Source organism: Fluviicola sp. (genome assembly GCF_029266855.1).
Classification (GTDB): Bacteria; Bacteroidota; Bacteroidia; order Flavobacteriales_D; family Crocinitomicaceae; genus Fluviicola.
Genome location: NZ_JAQSWB010000001.1, coordinates 683,308 through 704,920, shown reverse-complemented (window position 1 = coordinate 704,920; position 21,613 = coordinate 683,308). Strand labels below are relative to the sequence as shown.

Annotated in this window: 21 protein-coding genes; 18 read left to right on the top strand and 3 right to left on the bottom strand. The window is 39.2% G+C overall.

What is annotated here, in order from left to right:
* Nucleotides 1-30 precede the first annotated feature (30 nt).
* The 3 genes from K0S23_RS03370 to K0S23_RS03360 all read left to right on the top strand — a co-directional run bounded on the left by K0S23_RS03370 (nt 31) and on the right by K0S23_RS03360 (nt 4,990).
* A complete protein-coding gene (locus K0S23_RS03370; RefSeq protein ID WP_300354254.1) occupies nt 31-474 on the top strand; it encodes a MarR family transcriptional regulator in 444 nt (147 codons plus the stop codon).
* Between the two features lie 186 nt (nt 475-660).
* A complete protein-coding gene (locus K0S23_RS03365; RefSeq protein WP_300354251.1) occupies nt 661-3,087 on the top strand; it encodes a TonB dependent receptor in 2,427 nt (808 codons plus the stop codon).
* 352 nt (nt 3,088-3,439) lie between these two features.
* Nucleotides 3,440-4,990: a DEAD/DEAH box helicase family protein gene (locus tag K0S23_RS03360; protein WP_300354248.1), complete on the top strand. Its 1,551-nt coding sequence runs from the start codon at nt 3,440-3,442 to the stop codon at nt 4,988-4,990.
* A 371-nt stretch (nt 4,991-5,361) separates the two neighbouring features.
* On the opposite strand, the gene K0S23_RS03355 is transcribed toward K0S23_RS03360, so the two are convergent.
* A complete protein-coding gene (locus tag K0S23_RS03355; protein WP_300354246.1) occupies nt 5,362-5,982 on the bottom strand; it encodes a carboxypeptidase-like regulatory domain-containing protein in 621 nt (206 codons plus the stop codon).
* Between the two features lie 267 nt (nt 5,983-6,249).
* On the opposite strand from K0S23_RS03355, the gene K0S23_RS03350 reads away from it, so the two are divergent.
* The 13 genes from K0S23_RS03350 to K0S23_RS03290 all read left to right on the top strand — a co-directional run bounded on the left by K0S23_RS03350 (nt 6,250) and on the right by K0S23_RS03290 (nt 16,247).
* Nucleotides 6,250-6,609, top strand: coding sequence for a hypothetical protein (locus K0S23_RS03350; protein WP_300354243.1), 360 nt, complete (start codon nt 6,250-6,252; stop codon nt 6,607-6,609).
* A 79-nt stretch (nt 6,610-6,688) separates the two neighbouring features.
* On the top strand, nt 6,689-7,156 hold the full coding sequence (locus K0S23_RS03345; RefSeq protein WP_300354240.1) for a hypothetical protein: 468 nt from the start codon (nt 6,689-6,691) through the stop codon (nt 7,154-7,156).
* A gap of 41 nt (nt 7,157-7,197) precedes the next feature.
* Entirely contained in the window at nt 7,198-7,668 is a 471-nt protein-coding gene (locus K0S23_RS03340) for a hypothetical protein (RefSeq protein ID WP_300354238.1), read from the top strand.
* Nucleotides 7,669-7,688: 20 nt separating this feature from the next.
* Nucleotides 7,689-8,159: a hypothetical protein gene (locus K0S23_RS03335; protein WP_300354236.1), complete on the top strand. Its 471-nt coding sequence runs from the start codon at nt 7,689-7,691 to the stop codon at nt 8,157-8,159.
* Nucleotides 8,160-8,180: 21 nt separating this feature from the next.
* Nucleotides 8,181-8,618 (top strand): DUF5362 family protein, encoded by a 438-nt coding sequence (locus K0S23_RS03330; protein ID WP_300354234.1) that lies wholly within the window; start codon nt 8,181-8,183, stop codon nt 8,616-8,618.
* A gap of 123 nt (nt 8,619-8,741) precedes the next feature.
* Entirely contained in the window at nt 8,742-10,424 is a 1,683-nt protein-coding gene (gene ettA / locus K0S23_RS03325) for an energy-dependent translational throttle protein EttA (RefSeq protein ID WP_300354231.1), read from the top strand.
* Nucleotides 10,425-10,498: 74 nt separating this feature from the next.
* On the top strand, nt 10,499-10,717 hold the full coding sequence (locus K0S23_RS03320) for a VF530 family protein (protein WP_300354228.1): 219 nt from the start codon (nt 10,499-10,501) through the stop codon (nt 10,715-10,717).
* A gap of 78 nt (nt 10,718-10,795) precedes the next feature.
* Nucleotides 10,796-12,250 carry an aminoacyl-histidine dipeptidase gene (locus tag K0S23_RS03315; RefSeq protein ID WP_300354226.1) on the top strand — a complete coding sequence of 485 codons (1,455 nt, stop codon included), beginning with the start codon at nt 10,796-10,798 and terminating at the stop codon, nt 12,248-12,250.
* A gap of 156 nt (nt 12,251-12,406) precedes the next feature.
* Nucleotides 12,407-13,558 (top strand): sensor histidine kinase, encoded by a 1,152-nt coding sequence (locus K0S23_RS03310; RefSeq protein ID WP_300354223.1) that lies wholly within the window; start codon nt 12,407-12,409, stop codon nt 13,556-13,558.
* A 9-nt stretch (nt 13,559-13,567) separates the two neighbouring features.
* Nucleotides 13,568-13,780, top strand: coding sequence for a DUF3820 family protein (locus K0S23_RS03305; protein ID WP_300354221.1), 213 nt, complete (start codon nt 13,568-13,570; stop codon nt 13,778-13,780).
* Between the two features lie 9 nt (nt 13,781-13,789).
* Entirely contained in the window at nt 13,790-14,590 is an 801-nt protein-coding gene (locus tag K0S23_RS03300) for a J domain-containing protein (RefSeq protein WP_300354219.1), read from the top strand.
* Between the two features lies 1 nt (nt 14,591).
* Nucleotides 14,592-15,368, top strand: a complete 777-nt coding sequence (locus tag K0S23_RS03295) for a J domain-containing protein (protein WP_300354216.1) — start codon at nt 14,592-14,594, stop codon at nt 15,366-15,368.
* Between the two features lie 507 nt (nt 15,369-15,875).
* The gene (locus K0S23_RS03290) at nt 15,876-16,247 is read left to right on the top strand and encodes a helix-turn-helix transcriptional regulator (protein WP_300354214.1); all 372 of its coding nucleotides are present in this window, start codon (nt 15,876-15,878) and stop codon (nt 16,245-16,247) included.
* On the opposite strand, the gene mnmA is transcribed toward K0S23_RS03290, so the two are convergent.
* Entirely contained in the window at nt 16,234-17,412 is a 1,179-nt protein-coding gene (mnmA, locus tag K0S23_RS03285) for a tRNA 2-thiouridine(34) synthase MnmA (protein WP_300354211.1), read from the bottom strand. The genes K0S23_RS03290 and mnmA overlap by 14 nt on opposite strands.
* 415 nt (nt 17,413-17,827) lie before the next feature.
* Here mnmA and K0S23_RS03280 point away from each other — a divergent pair, with 415 nt between their 5' ends.
* Nucleotides 17,828-18,538 (top strand): hypothetical protein, encoded by a 711-nt coding sequence (locus K0S23_RS03280; protein ID WP_300354208.1) that lies wholly within the window; start codon nt 17,828-17,830, stop codon nt 18,536-18,538.
* An 83-nt stretch (nt 18,539-18,621) separates the two neighbouring features.
* Here K0S23_RS03280 and K0S23_RS03275 read toward each other — a convergent pair whose 3' ends face one another.
* Entirely contained in the window at nt 18,622-20,403 is a 1,782-nt protein-coding gene (locus tag K0S23_RS03275; RefSeq protein ID WP_300354205.1) for an ABC transporter ATP-binding protein, read from the bottom strand.
* 94 nt (nt 20,404-20,497) lie between these two features.
* On the opposite strand from K0S23_RS03275, the gene K0S23_RS03270 reads away from it, so the two are divergent.
* Nucleotides 20,498-21,595 (top strand): Glu/Leu/Phe/Val dehydrogenase dimerization domain-containing protein, encoded by a 1,098-nt coding sequence (locus tag K0S23_RS03270; protein ID WP_300354202.1) that lies wholly within the window; start codon nt 20,498-20,500, stop codon nt 21,593-21,595.
* Nucleotides 21,596-21,613 lie beyond the last annotated feature (18 nt).

Genomic DNA, 21,613 nt, shown 5'->3' with positions numbered 1-21,613 from the left:
AAATAATACCACGGTAATTAATTTTGTAGCATGGAAATAGGACAAGTAATCCAATCGAAATTCAAAAATTCTAAACATAAAGCTGTGGTAAATCTTCGCTACACCTCAAATTACCTGGGAAATATTCAGAATTCTTACATGGCGAAATATGATTTGTCGATGCCACAATTCAATATTTTGAGGATTCTTCGCGGAGCCAAGGATGCGATCAGTGTTAATTCAGTGAAAGACAGAATGGTAGAGAAATCTCCGAATACTACACGCTTAATGGATAAATTAATCGATAAGGGATTGATGGAGCGTGTTCGCTGCGAAGCCGATCGCCGGGTTGTTTATGTTTCGATCACGGAAGCGGGATTGGAAATCCTGAAGCAGATCGATGATGATGACCAGTCTCAGCTTGATTTTACTGGAAATCTGACAGAAGAAGAGGCAGAAGTCTTGAGTAACCTGCTGGATAAACTGCGCGGATAAATTAATTACGAATTACGTCCTGATAGCTATCGGGATACGAATTACGAATTTGAAATTCTAACAGCTTTTTTAATTCCCCGAATCATGTAACCGGCTTCTTATGCAGGAAAGTCATCTTTTGGGTGAATGTTCCTCGCGTATTGAGCTAATTCCCGTATTTTTGCTATCTTATTTGTACCCATTTTTATGCGCTTTACGCTTTTTACATTCTTTTTGCTCAGCAGCTTTTTTATCTATTCCCAGGCAGTAAATGGTACGGGGTCAATCGATGGCCGGGTTCTCGATTCCGTTTCGAAAAATCCCTTGGAGTATACAATGGTCCGCATCTATAATCTAATTGATTCTTCAGTTGTAAGCGGAATTTACACAGACGAGAATGGAGCCTTTGTAATAGAGGACATCAAATACGGAAAGTATTACATCGTTATTTCCAATCCGGATTATAAGAGTAAAACCATTCCCAACATTTCCCTGTCTCCGGATAAAAGTCTCCGGAAATTAGGCACAATTGCACTTGTAAACTCTGTGAAGCAACTCGATGAAGTAATCATTCAACAGGATAAGAATGCCTTGCAATTAGGTCTCGACAAGAAAGTTTACAACGTTGGAGAAGATATTGCAACTTCCGGCGGAAGCGTGACCGACGTATTGAATAACGTTCCATCTGTTGAAATTGACCAGGACGGTGCTATTTCTCTCCGTGGTGACGGAAATGTGACAGTTCTTATTGATGGTAAGCCAAGTAACATGTCGGGAGGAAATGGAAAAAGTGTCCTGGAAGGAATTCCAGCTAGCAGTATCGAACGAATTGAGATTGTTACCAATCCATCAGCAAAATACGATCCGGACGGAACTTCCGGAATCATCAATATTGTACTGAAGAAAAACATAAAGCGAGGGATTAACGGAAATATCGCTGCTACTTTAGGAACAGGGAATTTGTATACCGGATCCTTAGGTCTGAACCTGAGAAATACCCGATTCAATCTTTATGGAAATTATTCCTACTCTTACCGCGACGGTTACCGGAACAACTTTTCCGATTTAAATCAATATAACGGAGATACAACTATCAGCCTGAATCAAATGAGGTACGGGGGCGACCTAAATGTCACCCATACGGCCAAAGTAGGGATGGATGTGTATGTGAAAGACCGGAATACGCTTTCCTGGAGTATTGCAGGAAATGCAGGAGACAGGAAGAGGAGCGGAACCCAGATAAATACGCGCTACAACAATTTTGGAGATACCACAGACATTTGGACCAGAAAAACCGAAGATCCGACATTAAGCAAGAATATTGATTTTTCTTTAGGATATAAATGGGATTTTAAAGATGATAAAGGTTCATTGGATGCAAATGCGTATCAGTCGCTTTCCCAAGGATCCGATGAAGGATATTATCTACAAACGGTTTATCTTCCCGGAGGTTCACCTTCAACGGATCAGCACATTTACAGCAGGGAAGCAAACGATTTTACAACCTTATCATTGGATTTTATACGTTTTCTAAAACACAAGATCAGAACGGAAAGCGGTTTGAAAATGATCCAGCGGAACATGAGTTTACGCTCGTCATCCGAAGCAAAAGATGCATCCGGAAATTATGTGTCCGATACGATCTCGAATTACAATTACAAGTACCTGGAAAGCATTTATTCCGCTTATGGGATTATCGGAGGTCAATTGAAAAAGTTTAAGTACCAGGCCGGTATCCGCCTGGAGTATAGTATCCAAAATCCCAACCTGATCTCGGAGAACCAGAATTTCAAGAATGAGTATTTTAATTTCTTTCCCTCGGCAACGATACGCTATGAAGTAAAAAAAGGCACTGAATTGTCTTTGGGATACAGCAGAAGAATCAACCGTCCGAACTCAGGAAATTTGAATCCGTTTACTTCCTACGCAGATCCATACAACCTGCGGAGCGGAAATCCGGCATTAAGGCCCGAATATATTCATTCTATTGATTTGGGAGTGGATTACAATTCGAAGAAATTCACCCTGGCCTTCGCTCTTTACCAACGCTATACCAGTAGTGTAATTCAGCGTGTGAAGCTCTTTTACGAAAACGGAACATCAGCAGCCACTTTTGCCAATATTGATAATTCGGTGAATTCCGGAGGGGAAATTGTGATGCAATTAAGACCTTTCCCTGTTTGGAGAAACATGCTTTCATTCAATGGGAATTATATTACATTCAAAGACGATAACCCAAGTACCAACTGGAACAGACAAGGTTTCGTATTTGGCATGAAGTTCAGTTCCACTCTTGATTTGATGAAGAAAACCCTTACACTCCAGATCAACGGGAGATATAGTGCTCCATCAGTTACCGCTCAGGGAAAAATGAATCCGAGAGGTTCAATAGACTTTTCTGCCGATAAATCACTTTGGGATGGTAAATGGGGAATAGGATTGAGGGTGACAGATATTTTCGATACGCAAGGATTTAGCTTTGAAGTAGATCAGCCAACGGTATTCCAATCTTCCGAGTTCAAGTGGGAGACGCGAAGAATTATTGTCAGTATTCGCTATAGATTCGGGAAAACTGATTTAAGAGAGGACAAGCGCTCCAATGAAAACACCGGAGGCGGAGGTTTTGACTTTTAAGCTTGTTTGATCACTACAGGCTGAACCGGGTAATGGATTCCCAAATGGATCAAAGCTTTATCAAAACTTTTTGAATTGCCCTTTTTTTCTTTTAACATTTTTGGTTTCATGACGTTCATTTTAATAAACTTACTCAATTAATATGCCAGTATCCTGGCTCATTTATTAAAATGTCTTAATAAACGAATGAAGTGTAGCAGATAATAATTGATCAAAAAACCAGTTAGAGTACTTATTGGGATACCATAGAACCCGATAAATGAAGCATTTAAATAAAATTATGAGAATATTTGAAATGTCTATTGGGAAATCCTTAAAAGAACCGTACTTTTGTAACCCCTTTTTTTAACAAATGATCGACGAAGAGCTGTTTCAAGCAAAGAAATTATATCCATTTCAGGAAAAGACTGTAAATGCAATCATAGATGAACTGGATAAGAATGGTTCCGATTACAATCTACTATTCCAGCTTCCTACGGGAGGTGGGAAAACTGTTATCTTTTCCGAGGTAGCAAAGAGTTACATTGAACGTTATCAAAAAAAGGTATTGATCCTTACTCACCGAATTGAATTATCCGTTCAAACATCCAAGCAGTTAAATGCAATCGGGATCTCCAATAAAGTTATTTCCAGCGATGTAAAGAACCTGATCGACGAAGAACATCATCCGTGTTATATCGCGATGGTTGAAACACTGAATAATCGTTTGCAGGAAGATGAAAATTTTGTTGACGGAGTAGGGCTGGTAATTGTCGATGAAGCGCATTACAATAGTTTCAGAAAGATCTTCCAGTATTATTCCGGTGCAAATATTTTAGGAGTAACGGCCACACCGCTTAGCTCCAATAAAGCATTACCCTTAAACGATCATTATAATAAATTACTGGTAGGTGAGAGCATTGCTTCATTGATCCAGGGAGGTTATTTGTCTGATGCAGAAACGTTTACCTATGATGTGAACCTTCACGGTTTGAAAATCGGTACCAATGGTGATTTTACGGTAAGTTCTTCTGAAACGGTTTACGGAAACTACTTCATGCAGGAAAAATTGCTTTTTGCCTATGAAGAAGTAGCGGTGGGTGATAAAACACTGATTTTCAACTCGGGAATTGAGACATCACTGCGTGTGGAAGAAACCTTTAAGAAAAGAGGCTATAAAATCCGGCATTTGGATTCTACTTTCTCGGATAAAGACAGAAAGGATGTCTTATCCTGGTTTAAAACCACCAAAGATGCGATTTTGACTTCAGTTGGAATTTTGACAACCGGTTTTGATGAACCGACTGTTGAAACTATTATCCTGAATCGCGCAACACGCTCACTGACTTTGTATCACCAGATGATTGGCCGCGGATCACGTCGTTTGCCTAATAAAGCGAACTTTAAGCTGATCGATCTGGGGAACAATGTTCGTCGTTTCGGTCTTTGGCAGGATTATATTAACTGGCAGGATGCATTCAGATTTCCCGACAGATTCCTTGAATCGCGTTTGAGTGAAGATGATGATCTGGAATTTGAAGTTGAATTCGAATTTCCGCGTCACATGGAGCAATTGGTGGACACCAATTTCCTGGAAGAGTTCAGCATTCGCGATGTATACTATGAGTGTATTGATAAGGGAGAGAAGGGGAAACTTGCCGTTGACTTATCCTTGAGTAATCACTGTGAAGGAATTGTCAGAAAAACAAAAGACCTGGACGATGCGATCCAGATCGTGGATGCCCTTCAGGATCATATAGAACATCGCTTAAAGCTTTACACCAAGTGTATTGCAAAGAGTACCCCGAATTACTTCAAGTATTTAATGGAAACTTATAATCGTCAGTTGCGCCAGGAAATACGTATGAAGTTTGATGAAATCGAAGCTGAGGCTGAAGTTAATAGCGAGAGCGAGAAGCAATAAACGTTGCATATTAGTTAGATATGCGGTGTGATTGTTTGTTCAATCGATAAGCATGTTAACTAACTTGTTTACAATTTTTAGCTGAGTGAGTTTAAAAGCGGTCTTCAATGCTTAGCTTGTTAACTAAATCGTTTACATTCAGATTGTCTTGCTAACATCATTTCAAATAAGTCGTTTGAACAGTCTCCATCAATAAAACATGTTAACTAACTTGTTTACAGTTTTCAGCTGAATGAGTTTAAAAGCGATCTTCAATATTTAGCGTGTTAACTAAATCGTTTACATTCAGATTGTCTTGATTCTTTAACGTGTTAACTAATTCGTTTACATTGTTTGTAAAACCTCTGAGCCCTGTCAGATACTAAATTCAATCAGTAACTGATCAGAATATCGGTCGTATCAAAAGGAGTCGTAATTACATTCAATGTTCCATTGTTTGATGTTCCCTGAACATCGTAGAAGATCTGGTATTGTGTATTCCCATTATTGATACAATAAACGCTGTGATCCGTTATATTGTTCAACTGAATCTCGCCTGTCGGACAACATTCTGCACAACCGTTTTTCCCCACTTGTTTATAATACTTGATCGTTTTTGTGCCATCGCTTACAAAATGAAGCCTTGCCCAGGATTTAGCATAGATATTGTAATTAAAAGTGTTGTCATCTTCAAGTGATAAATTATCAAGAGTAGTAGTCATACCGTCACTGAAATAGTTCTGCTTGCTGACAGAGATCGTAATGCTTTGCAGTTTTTCCCTTTCAAGTTCGTAGGAGTAGTTCCCCGCGGCATCGGTTGTTAGGGTTACTTTTTCGACTGGAGTCGAATTGGAGGTTGTCGTAACATAAATTGAAACATTGGCGCCCGAAAGCGGTGTATTGAATGATGCGTCGTAAATAGTACCTTTAATAGTATATTTTAAGTTCTTTTTTTTACAGGAGAAGCTGAAGATTAAAAGCAAAGCGCCAAAAAGCAAGACTAATTTTTTCATAAAAATATTTTTTTTCAACAAAAAGAGTAGAAATAATTAATAATTAAACACTTCTCGCCTTCAGTCGATTGTTAACAACCTTTTAATTCATCATTCATTAAAGTGATCTTTTAATCTGGATTATGTATTGAAAACCTGATAAATATGGGGATTTTGACGATTATCAACTTAAAACCTAGGACAAAAAAATATTCACTTTTTTTAACAATAGTGCTGAATCTACAAATAAAGATATTATTTTCGCCGAGTAACTCAAAATTTATAATTATGTCAGAAAATTTAGACGCAACAACAATGAAGCCGGAAGGAAAAGGTGCCGCGGTAGGTGGATTTATCTTATCATTGATTGGAATCATTGTTCCTTTTAACGTAATCGCAGTACTTATGGGTTCTGCAGTAATGTCTTACATCGGACTTGTACTTTGTCTTTTGTCAGTAGTACTTTGTGCTATGGCAATGGGTAAATTGAAGAAAACTGGAGGTAAGCGTGGATTAGCTATCGCTGGTTTGATCATTGGTCTTGTTGCTACAGTTTGGTCAGCAATGGCTGTTGTAAGCATCAATGATGCAATCGATGCTCGTAACAAAGGAGTAAGCGATTTACAAAGAGAATTGCGTAATATGTAATTCATATTAAACAATATGTTTGAATCCCCGGTAGTTTTTACCGGGGATTTTTTATTTTTAGAGAAATGGTATTTAAAGGATGGAAAGCTGGCAAACAGAAGAATCGGTTGATAGTTTAGGAGTACAGCTGCAAAACAAACGTTCTGTTTTACTAACCGTACTTTGTATTCTTACCTGGATTGGCTGTGCCTTTCCCCTTGTGCTTACCGGAATGTCGATCTTAAGTTCCGATCTGACAAAAGTTTTTACTGATACGAATAGCTATTCCGGCGCCTGGTTTTTCCTCGATTGGCTGGTATTTCCGGGGCTCTGCACTTTAGGTGCATTTTTGATGTTCCGGTTAAAACGCTGGGGATTCTGGATCTATTGCCTGGGGCAAGTTCCGCCATTGGTATATTCTATATACATGATCATCGGTTTGACCCAAAGTCTGGGTTCGGGAGTGTTTTTCGGCTTGTTATGGAATTGCCTCTCTATAGCTTTCATTGTGATGTATGCCATAGAGATGAATAAATTGTCGCGGAAACCGGTTTCAACTGATTTTTAATTTCTATTTTAGCCTCCTTAATAATTATTACTATTTTACTTATGGCAGCAGGACTGATAATCGCCGCGTTTTTTCTTTATCTCCTAATTATTGGGGGTTGTATAACAGCCAGTGTGTTTTACGTTAAGAATCTGATGGATTTATTGAGACAGGTTGATCCTAAGAATCGTCAGGTTGCTCCCGGATTCGTTTGGATGTTGTTTATCCCTTTTTATGGACCAATTATTTTTCCGTTTAGTTTATATCCAAAGATCGCTGAAAGTTTGAAACGTGAATTTGAAGATCGTAACAGCCCGCAGCCGGGAGATTATGGGAAGTCACTTGGATTTATCCTTCCGTTTTTATTTATGGGTTTGTTTATCCCTTTTATAAATTTTGTAGCTATACTAGGGATTCTTGTAATAGGAATTATGTTTTGGGTTAAAATGACCCAGTATAAAAGAATGCTGAGATCACTTCCAAAAGTAGCTGGCGGAATTAGAATTTCAAGTAATTCCGATTTGTTGGATTAATAACTTAAAAAGCTAATGTTATGAGATTTGGTGCGACTGAACTTTTAATTATTCTTATTCTTTGTGGAGGATTGGTGGTTCTTGTTGTCTTTTACTTAAAGAATTTACAGGATCTGTTGAAGGAATGTGACCCTAAAAATCGTCAGGTCCCACCCGGGAATGTTTGGTTGATGCTTATTCCATTGTTTAATTACGTGTATGGCTTTATTCTGTATCCTAAGATTAGTGAAACTCTTAGACGGGAATTTGAAGACAGGAATTCTCCTCAATCAGGTGATTATTTAAAAGTATTGGGAATATTAATGCCATCTATGAATGTAGCTGGATTGCTTCCAATTCCTTTAATCAAAGTTCTTGTCGGTTTGGGAGGTCTTGTTGTTTTCATTATGTATTGGGTTCAGTCGGCTAATATGAAAAATATACTTCGTTCACTTCCAAAAGGTGATGGCACAACATTTATAATGTCAGAAAAACCAGATTTATTAGATTAAAACGATTAAACAGTTAAAAGAATGGATACATTGGACCAACACATTGAATTGGATTCGGATAAATTGAGAATCAACAATTCGATTAAGGAAAATTTAATAACTGCTGCAAAATGGGCAAGGTTTTTAGCAGTTATGGCTTTTGTTTTCACGGGGATTATGGGGATTGCTTCCCTGGTCATTTTGATCGCTGCTCTTTCAAGCGGTATTCCATCTCTGATAGGTATGGGATTAGGTTACATGATAGTTACCATAGTCTTTATCTTCCCTGGATTGTATCTTATTCGATTCGCGGGCTCAACGGAAAAAGGACTGAGATCCAACAAGCAGGGGGAATTTGATTACGGTATTCAAAATCTGAAATCCTTGTTTAAGTTCATGGGAATATATACGATTGTTTTGATTGGTGTTTATATTTTGATTTTCATGTTTGCGTCAATTGCGAATCCAAGAGTATTTTAAAAAGCAAATCAAGTGATATTTGAAAAGGAACTTACATTTGAGTTCCTTTTTCGCGTTATAAGAACTTATTTTTGGCCATTTTTTTGAGCCAGAATGTTATCTTTGTTTTCCTAAAAATTCAATATGTCTGACGATAAAAAAATCATATTTTCCATGGTTGGGGTTTCCAAGGTGACACCACAAGGAAAGCAAATCATCAAAAACATTTATCTCTCATTTTTCTACGGTGCAAAAATCGGTATTATCGGTTTGAACGGCTCCGGTAAATCTACGGTAATGAAAATTATTGCAGGCCTGGATAAATCATTCCAGGGTGATGTGGTGTTTTCACCTGGTTATACGGTTGGATACCTTCCGCAGGAACCGGAATTGGATTTGAAAAAGACTGTGAAGGAAGTGGTGATGGAAGGAGCACAGGAGATCGTCGATATTTTGAAAGAATACGAGGAGATCAATGCGGCTTTCATGGATGAAGAAGTTCTGAACGATCCGGATAAGATGGACAAGTTGATTGCACGCCAGGGAGTTGTACAGGATAAGATTGATGCAGTTGATGCGTGGGAACTGGATAATAAGCTGGAGCGTGCGATGGATGCTTTGCGTTGTCCGCCGGATGATCAATTGATCGAGACACTTTCCGGAGGTGAAAAACGCCGCGTTGCTTTGTGCCGACTATTACTGCAAAATCCAGATATCTTATTGCTGGATGAGCCTACCAATCACCTGGATGCGGAATCTATTGACTGGTTAGAGCAACATTTACAACAATATAAAGGAACCGTTATTGCAGTAACTCACGACCGTTATTTTCTGGATAACGTTGCTGGTTGGATTCTTGAGCTGGATCGCGGAGAAGGAATTCCGTGGAAAGGAAATTACTCATCGTGGTTAGAGCAAAAAGGAGAACGACTGAAGGGAGAAGAGAAAACGGAATCCAAACGTCAAAAAATGCTTGCCCGTGAATTGGAATGGGTGCGAATGAACCCGAAAGGACGTCACGCGAAAAACAAGGCACGTATTCAGAACTACGACAAAATGATGTCGGAAGAAATGAAGGACAAAGAAGTGAAATTGGAAATTCCGATTCCAAATGGTCCGCGCTTAGGAAATAACGTGATTGATGCAGAGCATGTCATGAAGGCATTCGGAGATAAATTGTTGTACGATGATCTGAACTTCAAACTACCGCCTGCCGGGATTGTTGGAATTATCGGGCCGAATGGAGCCGGTAAAACAACCATTTTCAAGATGATCATGAATGAATTGCAGCCGGATAAAGGAACTTTTTCTATTGGTGAAACAGTGAAGATCGGTTATGTAGATCAGACCCATAAAGATATTTCTCCGGAGAAAACAGTTTTTGATGTGATCGGTGGCGGGAATGAATTTATCGAGATCGGAAATCAGAAATTCAACGCACGTGCTTATTTGTCCAAATTCAATTTTGCAGGTTCAGATCAGAGTAAAAAAGTCGGAGTACTTTCGGGTGGTGAGCGAAATCGTTTGCACCTCGCAATGACACTTATGACCGAAGCGAATGTTTTGTTGCTGGATGAGCCTACGAATGATATCGATATTAATACCTTACGTGCCCTGGAGGAAGGAATTGAAAGCTTTGCAGGATGTGCGGTGGTAATTTCCCACGACCGTTGGTTCCTGGATCGTATTTGTACGCATATATTAGCATTCGAAGGAGATTCACAAGTGGTGTGGTTTGAAGGTTCTTATTCCGAATATGAGGAGAATAAACGCAAACGCCTTGGTGATGCAACACCGAAGAGAATTAAGTATAGAAAACTGGTTTAATTACGAATTCAGAATGTAGAATTAAGAGGAGGTTCATCTCTACATTCTTAATTCTTCATTCATAATTTGAAAAAATGGATCCGCTTCACGGAATAACACTGGAAAAGATAGTAACGGAACTTGTTGAAGAGTTTGGTTTTGAGCGCCTGGGAAAATTAATTCCCATCAATTGTTTTATCAGTAATCCCAGTATTAAATCAAGTCTTACTTTTTTACGCAAAACCCCTTGGGCACGTGCGAAAGTGGAAGAACTATACATCAATAGAATAGTAAATATTCGTAATAGCGAATAGAAATTTAAAATTAAGAATGCAAAATGAAGAGAAATGCATCCTCTCTTAATTCTACATTCTACATTCATAATTAGAAACATGGAAGTAAGAGATTTAGAGCCTTCAGCATTGTGGAATCATTTCGCTGATTTGAACGCAGTACCACGTCCTTCAAAAAAAGAAGAGCGTGTGATTGAATTCATGATGAATTTTGGAAAGTCGCTAGGTTTGGAGACTATTCAGGATCACATCGGCAACGTAATTATTAAAAAGCCCGCAACTCCGGGAATGGAAGGCAGGCAAACAATTGTCATGCAGTCGCATTTGGATATGGTTCACCAGAAAAATTCCGACACGATCTTTGATTTTGACAAACAGGGAATTGAAATGCTGGTCGATGGTGATTGGGTGAAAGCCAATGGAACTACACTTGGAGCAGATAACGGTATTGGAGTTGCAGCAATCATGGCTGTTTTGAAATCGACTGATATTGCACATCCTGCTATTGAAGCTCTTTTTACAATCGACGAAGAAACCGGGATGACCGGAGCTTTACAGGTTGATGCTTCAAATATTACCGGAACAATCCTGTTGAATCTCGATACGGAAGATGACGATGAATTGTCAATCGGCTGTGCCGGTGGAATTGATACCAATACAAAGACTACCATTAAATATGAAGATCTACCGAGCAACTACATTTGCTTTGAAATTAAATTGAGAGGCTTGCTTGGCGGTCATTCCGGAATGGATATTCATCTGGGAAGAGGAAATGCAAATAAATGGATGAATCGTTTGTTCAGACATGTTAAATCTGCAGTGGATTTAAAATTATGCAGTTTAGAAGGGGGAAGTCTTAGGAATGCCATTCCAAGGGAAAGTACAGCTGTTGTAGCGATTCCCCGGGATGAAAAAACCAGCTTCCACGAAGCTGTTGACGAGGTAATTGCCCAAATCGAAGCTGAATTTAAAACAATCGAAAAGGATGCTAACTGGATTGTTTCTGAAAGCAATAATTTGAATAGGGTAGTTGATGATTCTGATTTTGAACGAATTATAAACTCAATTTACGCGGTTCACAATGGTGTCTACCGAATGAGTCCTGCAATAGCAAGTTTAGTGGAGGCATCTTCAAGTTTAGCTAAAGTAACAGTTGGAGATGAGCTTTTTACGACTCAGTCTCTGCAGCGTAGTTCGGTTGAATCATCCAAAACGGATGTGGCAAATACGATTCGTGCTGCTTTTGAAAGCGCAGGAGTAGAAGTGGTACAGGGTGGTGAATATCCCGGTTGGGAACCAAATGCGAACTCGGCAATTTTGAAAGTAATGACGGATCTGTACCGGCAAAAGTTCAATGCCGAACCGAATGTGAAAGCATGTCATGCAGGTTTGGAGTGCGGAATCTTAGGAAAGCACTTCCCTGGAATGGATATGATCTCTTTCGGACCGAATATTCGCGGCGCACATTCTCCGGATGAGTGTGTACAGGTTTCGTCTGTTCAAAAGTTTTGGAGTTACTTGTTAGAGGTTCTCAAACAAATTCCACTGAAATAATTAATATAGCGCTCAAAAGGCGCTATTTTTTTGTTACATTCTTGTGAAGTCAAAGAATTTCCGAAAAAAGATGCTTTATTTGTTATTGAAATCTAAATAATGGACAAGCTCAACACTAATTGGTTGGAATTTCACGAGAAAAGTAAATTCCGTCTTGTGCTGCATTTACTCTACTTTTTCATGGGGTTGATGTCGCTGGTGACGCTTGTAAATCTTTCCAATGAGCATTTTAGTGCTACGCCCAATTTTTTTGCTGTGGGTATGTGTATTGTTGGGCTGGTTGTTCTCTATATCACTAAAAATTACCGTCTTGTAGGTGCAATTTGCTCTATCCTCACTTTTGGAATTGTATCCGGAGCCTTTCTGTTTCTGAAAGCAACACATTATCTCACGCCGATATGGATGATCGTAAATATCATGTTCACCTTCTTTATCCTGGGGAAAAAGTGGGGGATTCCAATGCTGATCGCGCACTTTTTAGTTTTGTTCTATTACCTCATTTACCTGCATGAAGAAAATATTGTTTCGGTTGAATCATTTTCCGGGAATGATGTAACGACCTTTATCATGGAATATTCCATCGCGGGCTTTGCAATTGCATATATTCTGAATCTCTATGTTCTAACGACGAGCTATTCCCGATCGGAAATGATTGAGGTCAATCAAAAGCTTTCAAATCAGAATAAACTTATTTCAAAACAAAATTCGGAGATGGAAGTAATGCTCAGGGAAATTCATCACCGGGTAAAAAATAACCTGCAAATTATTACGAGTTTACTTCGTCTCCAGTCCAATAATATGGATGAAGAACACAGCGGTTCTTACCAGGAAGCGATCGACCGGATAACGGCAATGGCAATTATTCATGAAAAAATGTATCAATCCGGTTCTTTATCCAAGTTTGACCTGGAAAAATACCTGAACTCATTGGTGAGTAGTTTGTTGTTGAATTATTCGATCTCCAAGCGACCGGAACTAATCATTGATGTAGAAGTGGAGGATATGAAGTCGAAAAGTATTGTTCCGCTGGCGCTTTTGATTAACGAGTTATTGCTTAATTCATTAAAGCACGCCTTTCAAAATCAGGATCATCCGCGAATTTCGATCAGCCTGAGTGAAAATGAAGAGAACAAATCAAATCGTTTTCTGCTTGTTTACAGTGATAATGGTTCCTGGATTGAAGGTTCTATTGCTTCATTTGGTACAGAGATTATTCAGGCTATGTCGGAGCAACTGGAGGGAGTTTTCAGTCTTGAAACAACATCTTCTGGAACGAAATATGTTTTTGATTTGGCTAATTTGAGCTAAATTCACGGAATGGATGAGCATCAATTAGTATCGCTGGCCAAAGCCAAAATGCCCTTCGGTAAATACAAGGACCGGTATTTGATTCATTTACCTGAGAATTACATCGTTTGGTTTAAGCAAAATGGCTTTCCTGCAGGTAAATTGGGCCAGCAGCTGGAGTTGATCTATGAAATCAAACTGAATGGACTGGAACATCTGATCTATCCTTTAATGCCTAAATGATTCCGGATCATGTTGCAACTGAATTATCTTTTAATAAGTTACCGTGGAGGAGGCCCGATGTCTGAGGAGGAGCGTTTCTGGAATTGGGTTATTATTTTTGTAATGCTTGGCGGAACGTTTGTTATCCTAATCTATAGAGGATTTATGAAAAGAGGTGGGCGAAGTTGGGATCTGGGAGTTATTCCGAGAAACTTCAAGCCGACAGAGAAAAATATTTTCGAATTATTCGTTGCGGCCTCCGGGGCTATTGTCCGACGAGATTTGGATAACCATTACATGAAGTTTTCATACATAGATCAATATCTCGAAAAAAATTTCGGGGATGTTTACTATCATGCAATTGAATCTTACACCTATTCATTGAATTATGCTGTGAAGATCGACTCATTGGCTTCCTGGTCCAATGAGCATTTATCAGAGGAGTGGAAAATTAAACTGATTAATTTTTTGGCCGGTATTGCCTGTTATGATGGCGGAGTTAACCTGGATGAGCAGCGTCACCTGTTGATTTTGATGTCCAAATTAAATTTGGAAATAACAGATTTTGATCCGGTTTACAGGGAGAAATTAACTCGTCAAAATGAAAGAAGAGATCAAGCGAGGACAAGTTATTCCAAAACGGATTTCTTTTATAAGGTTTTAGGCTTAGAGAAAACTGCTTCTGTAGAAGAAGTGAAGGATGCCTACAGAAGATTGGTCAAATTAACGCATCCGGACCGTTTTATGAAGGAATCCCAAGAGGTTCAAAATCGGATGAGTGAGAAATTTCGTGAAATTCAAACAGCATACGAATCAATTGTAAATCCGTGATATGTTAGTTCTTGGAATTATTTCTGCTTTTTTAGTGCTTTTCCTTGCTGTTGTTTTGGTAAGGAGACAGGTGCAGGATTCCAGGCAGCGAGAAATAAGTTCTGAACTCATTTTGAAGCGCAGTTTTCAGCCTCCTTCCGGAAAGAAAACCGAGAAGATGATTTTCCAGATTTATGTTTTGCTTGCTGCATGGATGATGCGAAAAAATGCAATCAAATCATTTGAAAAACAATCGTTTATAGTTGTTTATATCAATAAAAAGTTTAATATAGATTCCTTAATCATTGCGAATGAATTGGAGTTGGTCGGAGAAACATCTATCCATGTTCGAAGTGTTGCGAATTGGGTAGTGCAGAAGATGCATGGTTCCGCAGAGCGTGCTGAGCTAATGGATTTCCTGATCGATTTGGTTTTTGTGGATAATGAACTGATTGACCGTGAATTTACTGCCTTGGTTCGTTTGGGAGAATTAATTGGAATTCAGTCGTTTTATATTGAGAAAAGAGTGATCGAGCATCGCAAGCGCATTTTTGGTTCCTCACCAAATAATGAGCGCCTGCATACAATTGCGAATGCAGGAAGCCGGAGAAAGATGGCTTTGGCTATCCTGGACCTCGGATCCGAAGCAACGGAAGGAGAGATCAAGAAAAGTTACCGGAATCTTGTTAAAAAGTACCATCCGGATCTGAATCCGAATGTTAAGGAAGAGGAGAGGGCAGAATATGCTCAACGCTTTTTAGAGATCCAGGATGCTTATGAAGAATTGATATCTAATTAGATTTTTTTTGTCACATATGTATTTTCTTGTTTTTATATATAAATACTTGTTTTTTAATGGGTTAATTAGAATTGTTCAAACGCATTATTAAATCAATTTTCAGTTTTTTTTATTTTTTTTGATTGGATTTGTAACCTAAATTAGAACTGTGGCGTAAATGGGTCAAAACAGAATCGCATTTAAGTTTTATATAATATGGAAAGCACAATGATTAATAATGCAGTAAGCTTGGCGAAAACAAAATTGGAACGCCATAAAGCAATGGGTAAGAGTAGCAACTTGAGTATTGTAGAAGTTGCACGATTGATGGACTTGGTTACATTTGGACCGAATATGCCACATGTTCAAAACAGTATGCTTTTCTTTGGTTATAGCTCGAATTAGTCGAAATAAAAATAGTTTAAAAAGGGATTTGCTTTGCGAATCCCTTTTTTTGTATCCGTACTTGTTACAAATGTAAACGCCCAATCATTCAGATATGTAATTATTTAATGATACATTTGTGTTATGGAGATAAAAGATCGTTTGCGGTTGATTATGGACTCACACAAATTAAATGCCGGATCCTTTGCGGACAAGATCGGTGTGCAAAGATCGAATGTGAGTCATGTGCTGAGTGGGCGCAATAAGCCTGGTTTCGATTTTATAGAAAAATTACTGCTTGCTTTTCCGCGTGTTTCGGCTGAATGGCTGTTTACAGGTAAGCAAACAAAGAAAGAGACGGATGATTTGGAGGTGAATGAAAAACAGGTGTCTTCTCCAGTTAAAAGCGTTTCAGATGAAGGGGTTTCATTCTCTAAATCTGAAAAGAAAATAGTTAAAACGCTTGTTTTCTATGAGGATTTCACCTTTGATGTTTTTCTTCCTAATGAGAAATAATTCCTGAACCGATCAATTCGTCTTCCAGGTAAAACGCCGCAAATTGGCCTGGTGCAATCCCTCTTTGTTTTTTATTGAATAGAATGTAGAATCCGTCTTCCAGGCGTGTGAGTGTGCCTTTTTGAAGCGGTTGACGGTATCTGATCCGGATATCAAAATCTTTCACGTCTCCAATACTCATTTCAAACAGCGGATTGATCCAGTGCATTTCGCTTGTCTCGATCTTTAAAGCCCACTTGTTTAATCCGGGATGATCGTCTTTCTGGCCGGAATAAACCGTGTTTGTTTGAGTGTCAATACCAATCACAAAAGAGGGGTTGGGTCTTCCCCCGATGTGAAGTCCTTTCCGTTGTCCGATTGTATAATAATGGGCGCCAATATGTTTTTCCACTTCTTGTCCCATGTTTGGGGAGTAGATGAACTCTTTGCTTAGTTCAACCACATGATTCAGGTCGACGGGGATATTGGAGTAGTCAATATATTGAGATTCTAATTCATTTATTTCTATAATCTTACCGTATTTTACTTCGAGTTTTTGTTGAAGAAATTCCGGTAGAGAGATTTTCCCTACAAAACATAAGCCTTGCGAATCTTTCTTTTCTGCGGTTACCAGTCCGATTTCCTTTGCAATGGCTCTTACTTCCGATTTTTGAAGGTTTCCGATAGGGAAGAGTGCTTTTGAAAGTTGTTCCTGCGACAATTGGCACAGGAAGTAAGATTGGTCTTTATTTGGGTCTAAGCCGGCAAGTAAGTGGTGTATTCCATCTTCTGATGTGCTTTTTCGGCAATAATGTCCGGTAGCAACATAATCAGCTCCCAGTTCCATTGCGGCTTTCAGGAACACGTCAAATTTAATCTCCCGGTTACAGAGTACATCCGGATTGGGAGTTCTGCCGGCTTCGTATTCGGCAAACATGTAGTCTACAATGCGTTCCTTGTATTCTTTGCTTAAGTCCAGAACCTGGAATGGGATTCCTAAGTGTTCTGCAACTAGAAGTGCGTCATTGCTGTCGTCGATCCAAGGACAGTCATTGGAAAGTGTTACGGTCTCATCGTGCCAGTTGCGCATAAAAAGTCCAATCACTTCATATCCTTCCTGTTGAAGTAAATAAGCGCTTACACTGGAATCTACACCGCCTGACAAACCGACAACTACTCTTTTCATGGTGCAAATTTACGAACTTTTGAAAAGCGCTTTTGAAAAATAGCATTCTTTCGAAAAATTAACAGTTACAAAAGTGAATTATAATGTGATACATTTGTATTGGGGCTTGATTAACGATCTTTGTTGTATTGAATTTAGAATCAGATGTTAGCTCAGGGGGCAATAGTCGTATCAATTCAAGTTCCGGATCGAGCAGTTAAATATATCTATCGGATGTTAAAAACATATACAAACGTCGCTATATCTATGCTATATCTATGCTTCAATCATGGTTCATCTATACTTCATCTATACTTCATCGTAGCTATAAAATCGGATAAGATATGTTTATAAATAAGGTTATGATCAGATTCTGAATAATGTAAATAATCGTTAACGGAAATGAATCCGCAGAAAAAAGTGATATTTTAGTCGCATGAAACTGATTGTTCCGATCTTATTATTCTTATCAGCAAGTGTCTATGCCCAGCAGCCATGTACGAGAGTCTGGCTGAGAGGAAAGGTGGAGGATACTTTGAATAAGCACTCATTTTTGAATTTAATGGTGGTCAATACTTCTACCGGGAAAGGCGTTTTTGGTCAGCCCGACGGAACATTCGGGGTTTATGTGAGTAATAACGATTCAATTGTTTTGTCGGTTAAAGGCTATGAGCGCTTTGGGTTTCGCGTGATCGGAGATTCCTCTTGTCACTTCGATGTTTATGCTGTAGTGGAAAGAAAAGCACGTCAGATCGATGAAGTTGTCATCAAGCCTTTAAAATCAATCCAGGAAATTAAGGAAGAGCGGGCTGCCCTGGCTTTGAGAGAAACAAGAACCATTACAGGTCTGGAAGCTTTTCAGAGCCCGATAACAGCATTGTATCAGCGTTTTTCGAAAAGAGAACAATCGAAAGCAATTGTTGCCCAGAAACAATACGAAGATTCAAAAGAAGAAGTCGTGCAGGAGTTGCTGAAATTGTATGTTTCTTATGATATCATCAAACTTAACAACGAGGATTTCATTGATTTCATCCGCTTCATGTCAATGGATGAGAACTTCCTGAAAACAGCGACAGATCTTGAATTAGTTACTTTTATCAAGGATAAACTGGAACATTATATGTTGCTTCATCCGGAGAAAGAATAGAGGTATATGAATTCTTTAATTATATAATTATCAAAGAAGTGAATTTCTTGATAATTCTGTCATTGCTAATTAGCATTTAACGTTTAGTCTTCAAAAACTTCCGGCTCTTCCATAAGCTGTTTATCGTAAAGTTCCCGGTACTGGCTGTTCGTTTGAAGCAAGTCAGCAGGTTTTCCTTCTTCAACAATTCGTCCGTTTTCAAGAACTAAAATGTAATCTGCATTTCTTAAACTGGAAATCCGGTGGCTCACAATAACTGAGGTAGTTTGATTTTCCTTGTTCAGCTGTTTTAAGTTTCCAAGGATAATTTCTTCTGTTTCCGTATCAACGGCTGATAAACAATCATCTAAAAGCAAAATGTGAGGCTTGCGGATCAAGGCACGGGCTATACTTACACGCTGCTTTTGTCCTCCGGAAAGATTAACCCCGCGTTCACCCAGTAATGTTTCGAATTTATCCGGAAAGGCTTCTATGTTGTGTAATACATGCGCGTGTTTCGCGGCGCTTACAATCTCTTCGCGGGTAGTACTTTCCAGGTCGAGCGCACCGAATGCAATGTTATTATAGATCGTATCCGAAAACAGGAATACATCCTGGGGAACCACAGAAAGCTGTTTCCGGTATGCTGGCAGGTTGACGGACGAAAGTTTTTGGGAATTGTAAACAACTTCACCCGAACTTGGATCCAGCTGGCGAACAATTAGCTGAAGAAGCGTTGATTTTCCCGAACCTGTTTTCCCGATAATCCCTAATGTTTCACCGCGTTTCAGCGTGAAATTAATGTTGGACAAAACATCGGGGAGTTCCGGTTTGTAGCGGAAAGACATGTCTTTAAACCGGATTTCACGGAATTCTTCCAGCGGTGCTTCGGATTGATTTTTAATTGCCGGTTCGGTTCTCAGGAATTCGTTGATGCGTTCCTGTGAAGCTGCCGCACGCTGATTGATGCTGGTTACCCAACCAATACTAGCAAAAGGCCAGGTTAAATTGTAGATCAGCAAAATGATGGTAATGATATTCCCGGTTGTAACTCCACTGAACTTATCAAAAGTCAGCAGTCCGCCAATATAAATACTTAATAAAGTACTTGTTCCGATCAAGAGTGAAATGGTGGGCATGAACAAAGCGTTTGTTCGCACCAGGCGCATTGTTTTTTTGAGATACGTTTTTGAACTTTCCTCGAAATTCTGCTTTGCATGTTTTTCCTGGATATACGCTTTAATCACACGGATTCCGGAGAATGTTTCCTGACCTAAAGTACTTAGACGGGATTGTTCCTGCTGTACCTCTTTACTCAATTTATTCATCCGGTTGGAAACCAGGTAAATCAGGCAGGCCATTATGGGAAGAGGAGCAAGGGCGTATAATGCCAGTTCGGTATTGATCTTCAGCATTTCATATAAACTGAAAGGAAAGAGTGCAATGAGGTTAATAGAATACATGATTCCCGGACCTAAATACTGGCGAACCTGGGAAACATCTTCCGAAATCCGGTTCATCAAATCTCCGGTTGATTGACTTTTGTAAAAGCTGTAATCGAGTTGCTGGTATTTTTCAAAGATCTCATTCTTTAGATCGAACTCGATGTAACGCGACATTACAATAAGTGTTTGACGGGTAAGAAAGAGGAAAAAACCCTTAATTATGTTAAAAAGAATAGCCATTCCAGCAAGGCCAAGTGCTACCCAAAAGAGTGTTTGCCCTGCGCTTATGGGTTTATCACCCTTTAAAACATTCATGGATTCACCTATAATTGCGGGAATTCGCGCGCCGAAGTAATTGCCGGCAATAATACAAAGGATGCCCAGCAGTAATCGCCAGCGGTATTTGAAGAAATATTTGTTTAAATAGCTTAGAGACTTCATTCGATAAATTTCCTATTTTTGCGAGCGCTAATGCGATTTTGTTCGAATTACAAAATTAGCCATTCGCATTGAAATAAAAGATTAAAAGTCGCGTATGTTTGAAGTAAAAGAAGTCAAAGATTTAAATCTGGCTGAAAACCCCGTTATTTCTCAAATGAGTATGTATAACCACGAGCAATTGTTATTCTGTAACGATACTGCAACTGGTCTGAAAGCAATTATTGCTGTACATAACACCGTTTTGGGCCCAGCTTTGGGAGGAACCCGAATGTGGATGTACAACAATGAAATGGAGGCTTTGAATGATGTATTGCGTCTTTCAAGAGGTATGACTTATAAGAATTCAATTTCAGGATTGAATTTAGGTGGAGGAAAAGCAGTAATCATTGGAGATTCGCGCTCAATGAAATCGGAAGCTTTATTCCGCCGTTTTGGAAAGTTTGTAAATTCCCTTGCCGGAAAATACATTACTGCGGAAGATGTAGGTATTTCACCGGTGGATATGGTTTGGGTTTCTATGGAAACAAATCATGTTGTCGGTTTACCGGGGAAAAGCGGTGATCCGTCTCCCGTAACTGCTTACGGAGTTTACATGGGAATGAAGGCTTGTGCAAGTCAGCAATTCGGTTCCGATTCACTAGCTGGTAAAAAAGTAGCTGTTCAGGGTGTTGGTCACGTTGGAGAATATTTGGTAAAACATTTGGTTTCAGAAGGTGCTGACGTAACGATCACGGATATTCACGAAGAAACATTGAAAAGAGTTTCCGGTCAGTATGGAGTAAAAGTTGTCGGATTGAACGAAATCTACGACGTACCGATGGATATTTATGCACCATGTGCTTTAGGGGCGACAATAAACGACGATACAATCAATCGTTTAAAGTGTTCGATCATTGCAGGGGCAGCAAACAATCAATTGGCGAATGAGAAAATTCACGGTCAATTGGTGAAAGAAAAAGGAATTATCTATGCTCCGGACTTTGCACTGAATGCAGGTGGTGTGATCAACTGTTATTCGGAAGTAGCAGGATTGCCGGCACAATGGTCAATGGCTAAAGCAGAAGAGATTTATACAACAATCGGGAACATTGTTTCCCGTTCAAGTGCAGAGGGTGTTCCAACCTATCAAATTGCAAACAAGATCGCAGAAGAGCGCATTGAGTCCATCGGTAAAGTGAAATTACCACTATAAAAGTTAGGAGAGTAGTTT

Coding starts and splice junctions, on each gene's coding strand:
- K0S23_RS03370 (WP_300354254.1), top strand. CDS start 31: ATGGAAATAGGACAAGTAATCCAATCGAAATTCAAAAATTCTAAACAT.
- K0S23_RS03365 (WP_300354251.1), top strand. CDS start 661: ATGCGCTTTACGCTTTTTACATTCTTTTTGCTCAGCAGCTTTTTTATC.
- K0S23_RS03360 (WP_300354248.1), top strand. CDS start 3,440: ATGATCGACGAAGAGCTGTTTCAAGCAAAGAAATTATATCCATTTCAG.
- K0S23_RS03355 (WP_300354246.1), bottom strand. CDS start 5,982: ATGAAAAAATTAGTCTTGCTTTTTGGCGCTTTGCTTTTAATCTTCAGC.
- K0S23_RS03350 (WP_300354243.1), top strand. CDS start 6,250: ATGTCAGAAAATTTAGACGCAACAACAATGAAGCCGGAAGGAAAAGGT.
- K0S23_RS03345 (WP_300354240.1), top strand. CDS start 6,689: ATGGAAAGCTGGCAAACAGAAGAATCGGTTGATAGTTTAGGAGTACAG.
- K0S23_RS03340 (WP_300354238.1), top strand. CDS start 7,198: ATGGCAGCAGGACTGATAATCGCCGCGTTTTTTCTTTATCTCCTAATT.
- K0S23_RS03335 (WP_300354236.1), top strand. CDS start 7,689: ATGAGATTTGGTGCGACTGAACTTTTAATTATTCTTATTCTTTGTGGA.
- K0S23_RS03330 (WP_300354234.1), top strand. CDS start 8,181: ATGGATACATTGGACCAACACATTGAATTGGATTCGGATAAATTGAGA.
- ettA (WP_300354231.1), top strand. CDS start 8,742: ATGTCTGACGATAAAAAAATCATATTTTCCATGGTTGGGGTTTCCAAG.
- K0S23_RS03320 (WP_300354228.1), top strand. CDS start 10,499: ATGGATCCGCTTCACGGAATAACACTGGAAAAGATAGTAACGGAACTT.
- K0S23_RS03315 (WP_300354226.1), top strand. CDS start 10,796: ATGGAAGTAAGAGATTTAGAGCCTTCAGCATTGTGGAATCATTTCGCT.
- K0S23_RS03305 (WP_300354221.1), top strand. CDS start 13,568: ATGGATGAGCATCAATTAGTATCGCTGGCCAAAGCCAAAATGCCCTTC.
- K0S23_RS03300 (WP_300354219.1), top strand. CDS start 13,790: ATGTTGCAACTGAATTATCTTTTAATAAGTTACCGTGGAGGAGGCCCG.
- K0S23_RS03295 (WP_300354216.1), top strand. CDS start 14,592: ATGTTAGTTCTTGGAATTATTTCTGCTTTTTTAGTGCTTTTCCTTGCT.
- K0S23_RS03290 (WP_300354214.1), top strand. CDS start 15,876: ATGGAGATAAAAGATCGTTTGCGGTTGATTATGGACTCACACAAATTA.
- mnmA (WP_300354211.1), bottom strand. CDS start 17,412: ATGAAAAGAGTAGTTGTCGGTTTGTCAGGCGGTGTAGATTCCAGTGTA.
- K0S23_RS03280 (WP_300354208.1), top strand. CDS start 17,828: ATGAAACTGATTGTTCCGATCTTATTATTCTTATCAGCAAGTGTCTAT.
- K0S23_RS03275 (WP_300354205.1), bottom strand. CDS start 20,403: ATGAAGTCTCTAAGCTATTTAAACAAATATTTCTTCAAATACCGCTGG.
- K0S23_RS03270 (WP_300354202.1), top strand. CDS start 20,498: ATGTTTGAAGTAAAAGAAGTCAAAGATTTAAATCTGGCTGAAAACCCC.